Source organism: Chitinophaga sp. YIM B06452, from assembly GCF_039655965.1.
Taxonomy (GTDB): Bacteria; Bacteroidota; Bacteroidia; order Chitinophagales; family Chitinophagaceae; genus Chitinophaga.
Genome location: NZ_JAWLKY010000001.1, coordinates 349624 through 362767, shown reverse-complemented (window position 1 = coordinate 362767; position 13144 = coordinate 349624). Strand labels below are relative to the sequence as shown.

Sequence of the window (13144 nt, the reverse complement as noted above, 5' to 3'; positions counted from 1 at the left end):
GCAGCTTGAACCTATCTTACAAACGCCATCGCCACGCCGCCGTCTACGTTCAAAACGTTGCCGGTGGCTTTGTTCAGCAGCCCGCCTACAAATACGAAGCAGGCATTGGCAATATCTTCCGGCACAATGATCTCGTTGAGCAGCGTGCGGCTGGCATAATACGCGGGCAGTTCTTCTACCTTCACGCCATATGCTTTCGCGCGGCCTTCCGCCCATGCGCCGGCCCATATCTTGCTGTCGGAGATCACGGCGTCCGGGTTAACGGTATTCACGCGGATACGATCTTTTCCCAATTCGGCGGCATTCAGCCGGCTGAGGTGCAGCTGCGCTGCCTTTGCTGAACCGTATGCGGCATTGTTCGGCCCGGAAACGAGCGCGTTTTTGCTGACGATGTTCAGCACGTCCCCGCCGAAACCCTGCTTGCGCATAATGCCCGCGCCTTCGCGGGTTACGAGGAACTGGCCTTTCACCAGTACGTCGTACAGCAGGTTCCAGTCGGCCTCGGTATGTTCTTCCAGCGGTTTGGAAATAGACAGGCCCGCGCAGTTCACCACGATGTCTACCCCGCCAAACGCCAGCAGCGCGGCATTGAACACACGGCGCACGGACGATTCGTCCATAACGTCCAGTACTTCGGCGGCGAACACGTCTTTCCCGAAGTCTTTGCTGAATGCTTCGCGCGCGGCGGCCAGTCTTTCTTCGTCGTTGTCGTTGATCACCACCACGGCGCCTTCTGCGGCAAACTTCATGGCGATGGCCTTGCCGATGCCGCCCGCGCTGCCCGTTACCAGGGCCACGCGGCCGCTCAGGGCCTTGGGCTTGGGCATGCGCTGGAGCTTTGCTTCTTCCAGCAGCCAGTATTCGATATTAAATGCTTCCTGCCGCGGCAGGGAAGTGTAGGAGGAAACAGCTTCCGCGCCTCTCATGACATTGATGGCGTTGATATAGAACTCGGATGCCACGCGCGCGGTCTGTTTGTCTTTCGCGAAAGTGAACATGCCGATGCCGGGATACAGTACCACCACAGGGTTTGCGTCGCGCATAGCAGGACTGTTGGGATGGCGGCAGCTTTTGTAATATTCCGTGTACATTTCACGGTAGGCTTCAAACTGCGGCACCAGTATTTTCCTGACAGCCGCGGTATCGCTGAGATCTGCATCCGGCGCTAGTTCCAGCACCAGCGGGCTGATCTTCGTACGCAGGAAGTGGTCCGGGCAACTGGTGCCCATTGGCGCCAGCCTGTCTATATCTTTTGAATTGATGAATTCGAGCACACGCGCATCGTCGGTGAAATGGCCTACCATGCGGCTTTGGGAGGAACAATATCCGCGCAGCAGCGGAGCCAGCGCAATGGCCTGTGCATGCCGTTTTTCCTGCGGCGGAGTGCTGATCTTCGCGCCGCCGAACACGGGGCCTTTTTTACCGGTATGTTCTGCGAGGTATTGCGCGCAGCGTTCTATTACTTCGAGGGTGTTGATATAACTTTCGTAAGCCGTGTCGCCCCAGGTGAACAGCCCGTGCGATCCGAGCATGATGCCGCGGATGCCGGGATTATCGTCCAGGCACTGCCTGAGCTTCAGGCCCAGGTCGAAGCCGGGGCGCTGCCAGTCTACCCATCCGATCGTTCCTTCAAATAATTCCTGCGTGATCTTTTTCCCGTCTTTCGCCGCCGCAATGGCGATCGCTGCATCGGGATGCAGGTGGTCGATATGCGCGAAAGGAAGAAAGCCGTGCAGCGGCGTATCGATGGAAGGAGCTTTGGAATTGAGGTCGAATATGCAGTGGTTGAACAGTTCCACCATTTCATCTTCATGTTCTATGCCGCGGTAAACGCGCTGAAGGCTGCGGAGGCGGTCCACATACAGCGCTGCCAGCCCGCTCTTTTTCAAAGTACCCAGGTCGCCGCCGGAACCCTTTACCCACATCACTTCCGTGGAAGCGCCGGTAAGCGGGTCTTTCGCCTGTACCTTGCAGGAGGTGTTGCCGCCGCCGTAATTGGTGAGCCGGAGGTCTGCCCCCAGCAGGTTGGAGCGGTAGATCAGCAGGGCAACTTCATCGCCGGCGAGCGCAGCGGCTTGTTTTTCATCCCATAAATAACTAACATGCCTGAATTGGATAGTTCTATCTAAAGACATAAAATTCCTTTTAAGATTTCTGATGGCACATCCGCGGATGGCCGGGGAACATGATCATGACGTGGAATGTCATGTTGCTAAAGTAAAGCTTGTGCATTTTTGAACTGTCATGCACTGTCATGCTTCAGCAACTTTACAATTATTTTCTTACTTTGCCGGCAGGCGAATATCCAAGCGTATGAAGCAACACCCGGTTTTTAAATATCTTTTTATCGATGACTTTTCTGCCACTCCCAAATATTACCAGCTGGCCAACGCCATTATCCAGACGATAGCCGACGGGAAACTGCAGCAGGACGACATTCTGCCGTCCATCAACGAGGTGAGCTACGTGTTCGAGATCTCGCGCGACACGGCGGAGAAAGCGTACAAACATCTCAAAAGCATCGGCGTGCTCGGCTCCGTGCCCGGCAAGGGATACTATGTGCAGAACGCCCATCCCCGCCAGCCATATAAGATACTGCTATTATTCAATAAACTCAGTGAACATAAAAAGATCATTTACGATTCCTTTGCCGACCGGCTGGGAGAGCATGCCAACATCGACTTCTATATCTACAACAGCGACTTCAGTTTGTTCAAAAAACTGCTCACCCAGAAGGTGAACGACTACACCCACCTGGTGGTGCTGCCGCACTTCCGGGAGCGCTGGGAGCATGTGGACGAGGTGATCAATACCATTCCCAAGGAAAAGCTCATTTTGCTGGACAAAAAGCTCAAAGGCGTGACCGGCGAATACGGGGCTGTGTATGAAAATTTCCGGGAAGACATCTACAGCGCGCTGGAACAGGCCAGGGACCGGCTTCAGACCTACCAGACCCTCAAGCTCATTTACCCTGACAATACCTATTATCCCGAAGAGATCCAGGAAGGGTTCGTGCGTTTTTGCCAGAATTACGCGTTCCCTTTCCAGCTGGTGCCGGATATCCTTTCAGAAGAAATACGACGCGGCGATGTATACATCAATATCCGGGAAAGCGACCTGGTGGCGCTGATAGAAAAGATCATGTCGCAGGGATTGCAGGTGGGCAGCGACATTGGCCTGATCTCGTATAACGAGACGCCGCTTAAAAAACTCATCCTCAACGGCATCACCACTATTTCCACAGACTTCAGGGCCATGGGCGAAATGGCCGCACAGCTCATCCTCGATCATTCCCGCGCCCAGATAGAAGTTCCCTTCAATATCAACCTCCGGCCTTCCCTGTAGCGGAACGCAGCCATTTTTCCGTATACCCCATCACGTTAGCTGCGGGCAGGACAGTACAGGACGGTACAGGACGCAACAGGACAGGAATGTATAACCATTCGTCTAAATTGTGTCTGATACCAGATTCGCTTTTGCCACACTAATTCCACATTGTTATGTCTAAGTCCACGTGTAAAAACCCGCGTTCCGCGCTAGCAGGGCTTTTCCTGTCTGCCATGCTCTGCGCCGCGCTACAGGCTTCTTCCCAAAGCAGGAACAATATCAGCGGGCACCTGACCGATGCAGCCACAGGGTCCCCGCTGCCAAGCGTTACAGTAGGTATTAAAGGCACCAACTCAGGTACCTTCACCGATGCCACCGGGCGCTATACGATCCAGGCCGCAGCCACCGATTCACTTGTTTTCAGCATGATCGGTTTCGTTTCAAAGACCGTGCTGGTAGGCAACAGGACAGTGGTGAACATTCAACTTGAGAGCAGCAACAAAGTATTGACGCAGGTGGTAGTAGTGGGGTACGGTACCCAGCAGAAAAAAGATGTAACAGGTTCAGTGGGAATTGTTTCCATGAAAAATATCAAAGACATGCCGCTTACCGGCGTAGACCAGGCGCTTTCCGGCCAGGTTGCGGGCATCCAGGTGAATACCTCTAATGGCATTCCCGGCGGTGGCCCGCAGGTGCAGGTAAGGGGCATTGGCGCCGTGGGTGCGGGAAGCCAGCCGCTGTATGTGGTAGACGGGTTTCCGCTCGGCTCTTCCTCCAGTGAAGTGACCAATCCCATGAACGCCATCAACCCGCAAGACATCGAGTCTATGGCTATTCTGAAAGACGCTTCCGCTACGGCCATTTACGGTTCCCGCGGCGCGAACGGCGTAGTGCTCATCACTACCAAACGCGGCAGCACCGGCAAACCCGTTGTGTCCGTTTCAGCCAGCACCGGCTGGCAGCAGATCCCGAAAAAGGGCCGGCCAGACCTGATGAACGGGCAGGAATTCGCGCAGTTCTGGAAAGAGCTCACCGAAGACAAGATCCGTTTTGAACAGGGCCGCGAGCCCGTGGAATCGGACATCCCGGAGAAATACCGCAACCCTTCGCTCATCGGCGAAGGCACCAACTGGTTTGAAGAAGTGACCCGCGTGGCGCCCATGCAGGAGATCAATGCCAGCGTGAGCGGCGGCAGCGAAAAAACACGCGCCTACGTTTCCCTCGGTTATCTCAACCAGGACGGCGTGATGATCAACACCGGCTACCGGCGCTATTCCGTACGTGCAAACGTAGAGACCAACCTGAGCGAAAAATTCAAGGTCGGCGTGAACATTGCGCCCACGTTTTCCACGAAAAAAGGCGCCATCCGCGGCGAAGGCCGCGGTGAATTTTTCGGCATCGCCAGCCCGATAGAGCCCGCTTACAGAGCAGACGGCTCCTACAACCCGTACATCCAGAGCCCCGGCACCTTCGGCCTGCCCAACCCGGTGATGGTAATGAACGAGACCGTGAACAACCTGCGGGAAACAAGATTGCTGATGAACGGGTACGCGGAATACGAGATCATCCCCGGCCTCAAATTCAAAAGCACGCTGAACATAGATTATCAAAACGCCGCCGGGGAATATTTCCGGCCTTCCACGCTGGGCAATACCAATGCCGCGCCACCCAGCATTCCCAGCGCCAATTCCATGAAAGGGGATTATCTCAACTGGCTGAATGAAAACACGCTGACCTACAACTGGAACCGCAACGGCCACAACCTCACCGGCCTGCTCGGTTACACCGTACAGCAGCAGAAAGAAAATTTCTCCCTGTTCAACGGCACCAATTTCCCGGACGACGATATCAAGACCCTCAACGCCGCCGCCACGCTCACCGGTGGCACGGATAAATCGGAATGGGTGCTGCTGAGCTATCTCGCCCGCGTGAATTACGCTTTCAAAGATAAATACCTCGTAACCGCCACTATCCGTACAGACGGCTCTTCCCGTTTCGGCGCGAACAACCGCTGGGGCACCTTCCCCTCGCTGGCATTGGGCTGGCGCATTTCGCAGGAAGATTTCATGCAGGCCCTGCCTGCCGTGAGCGACCTGAAACTGAGGGTCTCTTATGGCTTCACCGGCAACTTCAACATCGGGAACTATTCTTATATGAGCAACATCGGCACGGCAGACTATGTGTTTGGCGGCGCCCTTGCAGGCGGCCGGGTGATGAATTCCTTCGGCAATCCCAACCTCGGCTGGGAAAGAATGAGGGAGCTGAACATCGGCGTAGACATCGGTTTGTGGAAAGACCGCCTTTACATCACCGCCGACCTGTACAAACGCAACACCGAAGCATTGTTGCTGCAGGTGGAAATACCGCAGTCCTCCGGCTTCGGCACCGTGACCGAAAATAGTGGCGACCTGGAGAACAAAGGTCTTGAGCTGGGCATCAGCTCGCTGAACATCAAGACCATGAAGTTTGCCTGGAACACCAATTTCAATATCGCCTTCAACCGCAACAAAGTGCTGAAGCTGGGCCGCAACAACGATCCCATCTTTTCCGGCAACAGCAGCGAAGGCAATCCCACCAACTACACCATGGTAGGCAAGCCGCTGGCCATGCTCTTCGGTTACGTGTTCGACGGCATTTACCAGAACCAGGCTGAAGTAGACCGCGGGCCTGCGTTTCCCGGCGCCATTCCCGGCAATATCCGGTTTAAGGACATCAACGGCGACGGGCAGATCACGCCGCGGCAGGATTTTGACATTATCGGCAACCCGTACCCGGACTTCACCTGGGGCCTCACCAATATGTTCACTTACGGCAATTTCGACCTGCGTGTGCTGGTGGTAGGTTCTATGGGCGCAGACAGGCTGCATGCCACCAATGACTACAACGGGAACATCGACGGCGTGTTCAACGTAAGGCGCGAGGTGAAAGACCGCTGGCGCTCCGAATCACAGCCCGGCAACGGCCGCATACCCACTACCAACGGCTCAGGCCGCGGCAGGGTCATGTACCGCGACGTAAGCTCGCTCACCGTGGAAAAAAATGATTACGCCTGGATCAAGAACATCACGCTCGGTTATGCGATCCCGGTCAAGGGATTCATTTCCAGCGCGCGCGTATATGCCAGCGTGCAGAACGCTTTCCTGTTCACCAAATACAGCGGCAACCCGGAAGTAAGCAATTACACCGGCAAAGGCGGCAGCGGTGCGCTGGTGCCGGGGATCGACTATTCCAACTACCCGGTGCCAAGGATCTATACCATCGGAACGAATTTGTCATTTTAACCATGTTTTAAATCCGGCACAAAATGAAAACTAAAATATATCTTTTTATATGCCTGCTGGCCTTATCATCCAATGGCTGCAATTACATGCTTGATGTTAAACCCAATTCGTTTTCCAGCGGCGAGAACTATTACCAGACCGAAATGCAGGTGCTGCGGGCAGTGAACGGCGCGTACGGCGTGCTGCAGAACCTTTATACGAGCGACTTCTGGGCGCTGACCGAAATGGTGGCGGACAATACCAATTACCAGTACGACGCCAGCGACCGCGGCGCCCAGCAAAGGGAGGAGATAGACGAGTTCCTGATCACCTCCAGCAACAACTACGTGAACACCATCTGGGCGCAGATCTACCGGAATATTCACCAGTGCAACGTGATCACCACCCGGATAGACGCGGTCCAGTTTTCGGACGAGGCTTTAAAAAAACGTTATGCGGGAGAAGCTAAATTCCTGCGCGCTTTGTATTATTTTCACCTTGTGCGCCTTTTTGGCGGCGTGCCGCTGATCGTGAAGGAGCCCGCGAGCCCGGAAAACGCTTTCGCGCGCAGCCGCGCTTCCGTGGATGAAGTGTATGCACAGATCATTGCGGATGCGAAAGACGCGGCCGAAAGCCTGCCGCCGTCCTACACCGGGGCGGACATTGGCCGGGCCACCAAAGGCGCTGCGCTCACCCTGCTGGGGGAAGTGTACCTGACGCGGAAGGAATATCCCGCGGCGGTAGCGGCCCTGCAGCAGGTAACCACCCTGGGTTATTCATTGTTGCCCGATTACGGGGACAATTTCAACCCGGCCCGGAAAAACAATGCCGAATCAGTTTTTTCCGTGCAGTATAATTCAGGGCTTGAAACTGAGAGCAGTAATTATATTTTTGTATTCGGACCACGTAACGGAAAAAGAGACCTCACAGGGTTTAATGGGAACCTGGGCGGGTGTAATATCCCGACACCTGGCATTTACAATGCTTACGAAGCGAATGACAAGCGGAGGGACGAATCGGTATATCTGTACGACAGCCCGACCAACACACCTTTCGAGGAAGCCAAAGCATTCGGCGGCAAGCTTCCGCTGATCAAAAAATTCTATCATCCACCATACGCCCTGGATGGGCGCGCGAATGAAAACTGGCCGGTATACCGCTATTCACATGTATTGCTGATGCTGGCGGAGGCTGTCAACGAAACGGGCAGCGGCAATCCGTACCAATACATCAACCCGGTACGCGTGCGCGCAGGATTACTGCCACTGGCTGGCCTTAGCCAGGCCGCTTTCAGGGACGCCGTTTTCCGCGAGCAAAGGGTGGAGCTGGCTTTTGAAGATCACCGCTGGTACCAGCTGCTGCGCACCGGGAAGGCGATAGAAGTGATGACGCAGCACGGAAACCAGGAAAAACAACGACTGACGCGCCTGAGCGCCGCATCATACAATATTGCAGCCTATAAGCTGCTCTTTCCCATCCCCGACAGGGAAAAACGCCTGAACGGGCTAGAGCAGAACCAGGGCTGGGATTGATCGTCTACTATACTAAAAGAAACATTTTTTTATGCATGTAAAGACAAGACTCTTTATCCTTTTCGCAGCCGTAATGGCAGCAACAGCCTGCAACAACAAGCCGGAAGAGCAACGCAAGCTCACCGGCAACCCGAAGATCGACAAGCTGAAGCTGCCCGACAATTTTAACGCGGACCACCTGTATAGTCCCGGAGACAACAAACAAGGCTCCTGGGTGTCCATGACATTCGACCCCAAAGGCCGCATGATCGTTTCCGACCAGTACGGCTACCTCTACCGCCTTACGCTGCCCGCCATCGGCGACACCACTACCAAGATCCAGATCGAACAAATGAAGATCGGGGCGGACACGTCGTCGAAAGTGACGATGGGCTACGCGCAGGGCCTGCTCTATGCGTTCAACAGCCTTTACGTAATGGTCAACCACAATAAAGACGAAAAATTCGACAAAGGCAGCGGCCTGTACCGCCTGCAGGACAAAGACGGCGACGATAACTTCGAAACCATTACCCTGCTGCGCGAACTGGAAGGCGAAGGAGAGCACGGGCCGCACAGCATTGTGCTGTCGCCCGACAAACAATCGCTTTACGTGATCGCCGGCAACTTCACCCGCCAGCCTGAAATGAACAGCTACCGCATCCGCACCACAGACAGTACGGACAACCTGTTGCCCATGATCAAAGACCCGAACGGGCATGACCAGGTCTCGCATGCACGTGGCGGCTGGATCGCCCATATCGATTCCACGGGTACCAACTGGGACCTGATCGCTTCCGGCTTCCGCAATCCTTTCGACATGGCGTTCAACAACGCAGGCGAGCTGTTCACTTACGATTCGGACATGGAGTGGGACTTTGGTACGCCCTGGTACCGCCCTACCCGCATCTGCCATGTTACCAGCGGCGCAGAATTCGGCTGGAGGCACGGTACCGGTAAATGGAACCCGTCTTTCCCGGACAACCTGCCCGCAATTCTCAACATCGGCCAGGGATCGCCTACCAATGTGGTATACGGCGGCAATGCGCATTTCCCGGAAAAATATAAAAAGGCCGTATTTGCGTTCGACTGGAGCTTCGGTATCATCTATGCCGTTCACCTCGAGCCTTCCGGCGCATCATACACCGCTAAAGCCGAAGAATTCCTTTCCGGCGCGCCGCTTCCGCTTACAGACGGCGTGATCGGTCCTGACGGTGCGCTGTATTTCCTTACCGGCGGCCGCAGGCTGGAATCCGATCTTTACAGGATCTATTACAAAGACAATAAAGAAAATACCGAAGCGCTCGCTGCCACAGAGCCTACCGAATTGCAGCAGCAACGCCGCAAGCTGGAAGCATTTCACGGCGGGCCCAAAGCTGGCGCTGTTGAAGCGGCCTGGCCTTTCCTGAAACACGAAGACCGCTTCATCCGCTTCGCCGCGCGCATTGCCATTGAGAACCAGCCGCTGGCTGAATGGCAGGCAAAAGCCCTGGCGGAAAAAGATCCCGAAACTGCCATACAGCTCGCTATCGCGCTGGCTCGCCAGGGGAAAGCGGATGTGAAGAATGCGCTTTTCACGCAGCTCACCAGCATCGATTACGGCAAGCTCAGCGAAAACCAGCAGTCTGACCTGCTGCGCGCCATTGAACTGGCCATCACACGCCTGGGTGAACCTGACGCAGCACAGAAAACCGCGCTGATCGCATATCTCGATCCGCATTATCCTGCCAAAACAAACAACCTCAACCGCGGCCTGAGCAAATTGCTCGTACACCTGGACGCACCGAAGGCCGTGGAGAAAACAATGGCTTTACTGGCAAATGCAAAAGATGATCCCGAAGAGCAAAAAACCGCGACCGCTTCGAAGGATCTAATTATGCGTAACCCGCAGTACGGGATGGACATTGCGAACATGCTCGCCAAAATGCCGCCCATCCAGCAAACTTATTATGCCACTGTGCTCAGCCAGGCCAAACAAGGCTGGACGCCCCAGCTGCAGGAACAATATTTTAAATGGTACTACGCTGCATTCGCCTTCAAAGGCGGCCACAGCTTCCTCGGTTTCATTGACGGCGCGCGGAAAAATGCGCTCGCGCTGTTGCCCAAAGACCAGTTTGAACGTTTCAACATCATGTCCGGCGATTCGCTTGCCCGGCGCGGCGGGGCGGACATAGCCACCGTGCAGCCCAAAGGCCCCGGCAGGAGATGGAAAGTGGAAGAAGCCACGCTGGTAATAGACAGCGGCCTGCACAACCGCAACTTCGAGCAGGGTAAAGCCATGTTCGTAGCCACGCTTTGCAGCTCCTGCCACACCGTGAAAGGCGAAGGCGGCGTTGCCGGCCCCGATCTGACGCAGCTGGGCACGCGCTTCTCCAATAAAGACATCCTGGAGGCGATCATCGAGCCCAGCAAAACGATCTCCGATCAATATGCCGCTACTGTGTTTACCCTGAAAGACGGCAGCTCAGTGACCGGCAGGCTGGTGAACCAGGACGATGATAAATATTTCGTGTCACAAAATCCTTTCTCTCCCCAGGACCTGAGAGAAATTGAGAAGAAGAACGTGAGCGGTGTGAATAATTCTTCCGTGTCCGTAATGCTGCCAGGCCTTATCAACCGCCTGAGCCCCGATGAACTGCGCGACCTGATGGCTTACATCAAATCAGGCGGCAACGAAAAAGACTCGATGTTCATCAGCAACCAGCTCGGAAAAAAATAAGATGCAGCACAACTGGCAACATAAAATATCACATCACGCGCAGCTTGGCGGCATTGAAACAGCCGTGCTGGACAACGGCCCCGGCAGGGGCAACCGGGTGGCCTGGGTCAATACAGGCGCCGGGCTGCGCTTTAAAGTAGTGATAGACCGCGCCATGGACATTGCAGAGGCTTTTCATGACCGGCACAGCCTGGCCTGGCTCAGTTGTACCGGTCATGCCCGGCCTGCGCCCGCCCCGGCAGGCGGGCTTTCGTGGCTTCATACCTTTGGGGGCGGACTGCTTACAACCTGCGGCCTCTCGCATGTTGGCGGGCCGGAAAGCGATGAGTATGGGGAGAGAGGGCTTCACGGGGCCATCAGCAACACTGCGGCGGAATTGGTGTCTGTAATACAACCCAACCCCGCAGCCGGAGCGCTGGATATGCAGCTCACCGGCATCGTGCGTGAAACCCGGGCGCTCGGTGTGAACCTTGAAATGAAACGGACCATCAGCGCACGTTTAGGCGTTCCAGTTATACGTGTACACGACGAGGTCGTGAACCGCGGCAACACGCCTGCGCCGCATATGCTCATGTATCACATGAACTTCGGCTGGCCGCTGGCAGACGAGGGCTCGCAGCTGCTGTGGGACGGCGATTGGCAACCGCGGGATGAGGCCAGCAAAATGATCTTCCGTGAAGGCGGTTCTTTTAAAACATGCCCGCCGCCCATGGCAGAACATGCCGGAACAGGCGAAGCGGCAGCATATATAGATATCAAAGGCGGCGCCGATGGCTGGTGCGCGGCCGGATTGCATAACCCGCGGCTGCAGCTGGCGGCTGTGGTGCGTTTTAAAAAGTCGCAACTCCCCTGGTTCGTCAACTGGCAACACTGGGGGCCGGGAGAGTACGTGACCGGGCTGGAGCCCTGCACCAACCCGCCCATCGGCCAGGCCGGGGCAAGAAAGCAGGGCACGCTGATCATGCTTCAGCCGGGCGAAAGCCGAGAATATGAACTGGAGCTGGAAGTGCTGCAGGGAAAAGAATCCATCAAAAAAATATTCCACGATGCATAAACAAACATCACCCATCAATACAATGCCAATGGAAAAATCAAGTTTAGCCGCCAAAGCACTGGAGCAGGGCAAAGGCATCCTGCGCCTGGCGCCCACCTGGGTACCGCGGTCGTTTTGCGTGCCGGGCAGGAGGATCAAGCTGCACCCCGATGATTATTATGTACTGGGCGGGCAGCGCGGCGGGATCGACGAACGCTGGCTGTCGTCTACCACTCCGGCCAAGAACGGCCCGCTCACCGGCGAGCACGAAGGCCTGAGCAAGATCGTGTTCAACGACGGCGGGAAAGAAGTGCAGTTCCTGCTGAAAGATGCGGTAGACGAATTGAAAGACGAACTGATCGGCAAACGGTTGTGGGACCAGTACGGCTCCTGGCCGATGTATTCCAAGTTCTTCGACAACCTGGGCCCCCTGCCTCACCATATTCACCACAACGACGAAAAAGCCGCGCTCATCGGGCAGCTGGGCAAACCGGAAGCATATTACTTCCCGCCGCAGCTGAACAACCATGGCGGCGATTTCCCGTATACCTTCATGGGCATTGCACCAGGCACCACGCGCGAACAGATCGGCGAATGCCTGCGCAATTTCACCAAAGGCGATAACAAGATCACCGATTATTCACAGGCTTTCCTGCTGCGGCCCGGCACCGGCTGGGACGTGCCGCCCGGCCTGCTGCATGCGCCCGGCAGCCTTTGCACCTACGAACCGCAGAAAGCGTCTGACGTGTTTGCCATGTACCAGTCACTCGTAAACAACGCCGTAATACCCGAAGAGCTGCTGTGGAACGGCACGCCCAAAGAAAGCATCGGCGACTACGAAGCCCTGCTGGATGTGATCGACTGGGACCTCAACCTGGATCCGAACCTGCACGGGAACCGTTTTATGGCGCCCATACCCGCAGCTAACGGCAAAGGATATACGGAAACATGGATCTGCTACAAATCATCCGCATTCAGCGCAAAAGAACTGACCATCGAGCCCGGCGCTACCGTGGTGATCAAAGACAGCGCGGCTTACGGCCTGATCATGATGCAGGGGCATGGCAAAATGGGCGTGTGGGATATTGAAACACCCGCCCTGATCCGTTACGGGCAGCTCACCCACGATGAATATTTCGTGAGCGAAAAAGCCGCGAAAGAAGGGGTGACCATCACCAACGCTTCCGCCACCGACCCGATCGTGATGCTGAAACACTTCGGACCTGAAAACCCGGACCTGGCGCTGTAATGCAGCTGCGCATCTCTGTTGAACCTTGTAAAATTCTCACGTTATAAA

The 13144-nt window shown here is 55.6% G+C and carries 7 protein-coding genes; 6 read left to right on the top strand and 1 reads right to left on the bottom strand.

Annotated features, from left to right (window positions below):
- Positions 1-11: 11 nt before the first annotated feature.
- Complete coding sequence (locus tag R3I13_RS01335; RefSeq protein WP_346316108.1) at positions 12-2135, bottom strand: bifunctional aldolase/short-chain dehydrogenase; 2124 nt, start codon at positions 2133-2135, stop codon at positions 12-14.
- A gap of 178 nt (positions 2136-2313) precedes the next feature.
- Between R3I13_RS01335 and R3I13_RS01330 the strand changes: the two genes are divergently transcribed.
- The 6 genes from R3I13_RS01330 (at position 2314) to R3I13_RS01305 (ending at position 13096) form a co-directional block, all read left to right on the top strand.
- A complete protein-coding gene (locus tag R3I13_RS01330; RefSeq protein WP_346316107.1) occupies positions 2314-3345 on the top strand; it encodes a GntR family transcriptional regulator in 1032 nt (343 codons plus the stop codon).
- Positions 3346-3500: 155 nt separating this feature from the next.
- Positions 3501-6608 carry a TonB-dependent receptor gene (locus R3I13_RS01325; RefSeq protein WP_346316106.1) on the top strand — a complete coding sequence of 1036 codons (3108 nt, stop codon included), beginning with the start codon at positions 3501-3503 and terminating at the stop codon, positions 6606-6608.
- 23 nt (positions 6609-6631) lie between these two features.
- The gene (locus R3I13_RS01320) at positions 6632-8119 is read left to right on the top strand and encodes a RagB/SusD family nutrient uptake outer membrane protein (protein WP_346316105.1); all 1488 of its coding nucleotides are present in this window, start codon (positions 6632-6634) and stop codon (positions 8117-8119) included.
- Positions 8120-8150: 31 nt separating this feature from the next.
- Complete coding sequence (locus R3I13_RS01315) at positions 8151-10814, top strand: c-type cytochrome (RefSeq protein ID WP_346316104.1); 2664 nt, start codon at positions 8151-8153, stop codon at positions 10812-10814.
- Between the two features lies 1 nt (position 10815).
- Positions 10816-11868: an aldose 1-epimerase family protein gene (locus R3I13_RS01310; RefSeq protein ID WP_346316103.1), complete on the top strand. Its 1053-nt coding sequence runs from the start codon at positions 10816-10818 to the stop codon at positions 11866-11868.
- A 28-nt stretch (positions 11869-11896) separates the two neighbouring features.
- Entirely contained in the window at positions 11897-13096 is a 1200-nt protein-coding gene (locus tag R3I13_RS01305; protein ID WP_346316102.1) for a hypothetical protein, read from the top strand.
- Positions 13097-13144: the final 48 nt, after the last annotated feature.

Bases quoted from the DNA above. Each gene is read 5' to 3' on its own strand.
- R3I13_RS01305 (WP_346316102.1), top strand. From the start codon at position 11,897: ATGGAAAAATCAAGTTTAGCCGCCAAAGCACTGGAGCAGGGCAAAGGC.
- R3I13_RS01320 (WP_346316105.1), top strand. From the start codon at position 6,632: ATGAAAACTAAAATATATCTTTTTATATGCCTGCTGGCCTTATCATCC.
- R3I13_RS01335 (WP_346316108.1), bottom strand. From the start codon at position 2,135: ATGTCTTTAGATAGAACTATCCAATTCAGGCATGTTAGTTATTTATGG.
- R3I13_RS01315 (WP_346316104.1), top strand. From the start codon at position 8,151: ATGCATGTAAAGACAAGACTCTTTATCCTTTTCGCAGCCGTAATGGCA.
- R3I13_RS01330 (WP_346316107.1), top strand. From the start codon at position 2,314: ATGAAGCAACACCCGGTTTTTAAATATCTTTTTATCGATGACTTTTCT.
- R3I13_RS01310 (WP_346316103.1), top strand. From the start codon at position 10,816: ATGCAGCACAACTGGCAACATAAAATATCACATCACGCGCAGCTTGGC.
- R3I13_RS01325 (WP_346316106.1), top strand. From the start codon at position 3,501: ATGTCTAAGTCCACGTGTAAAAACCCGCGTTCCGCGCTAGCAGGGCTT.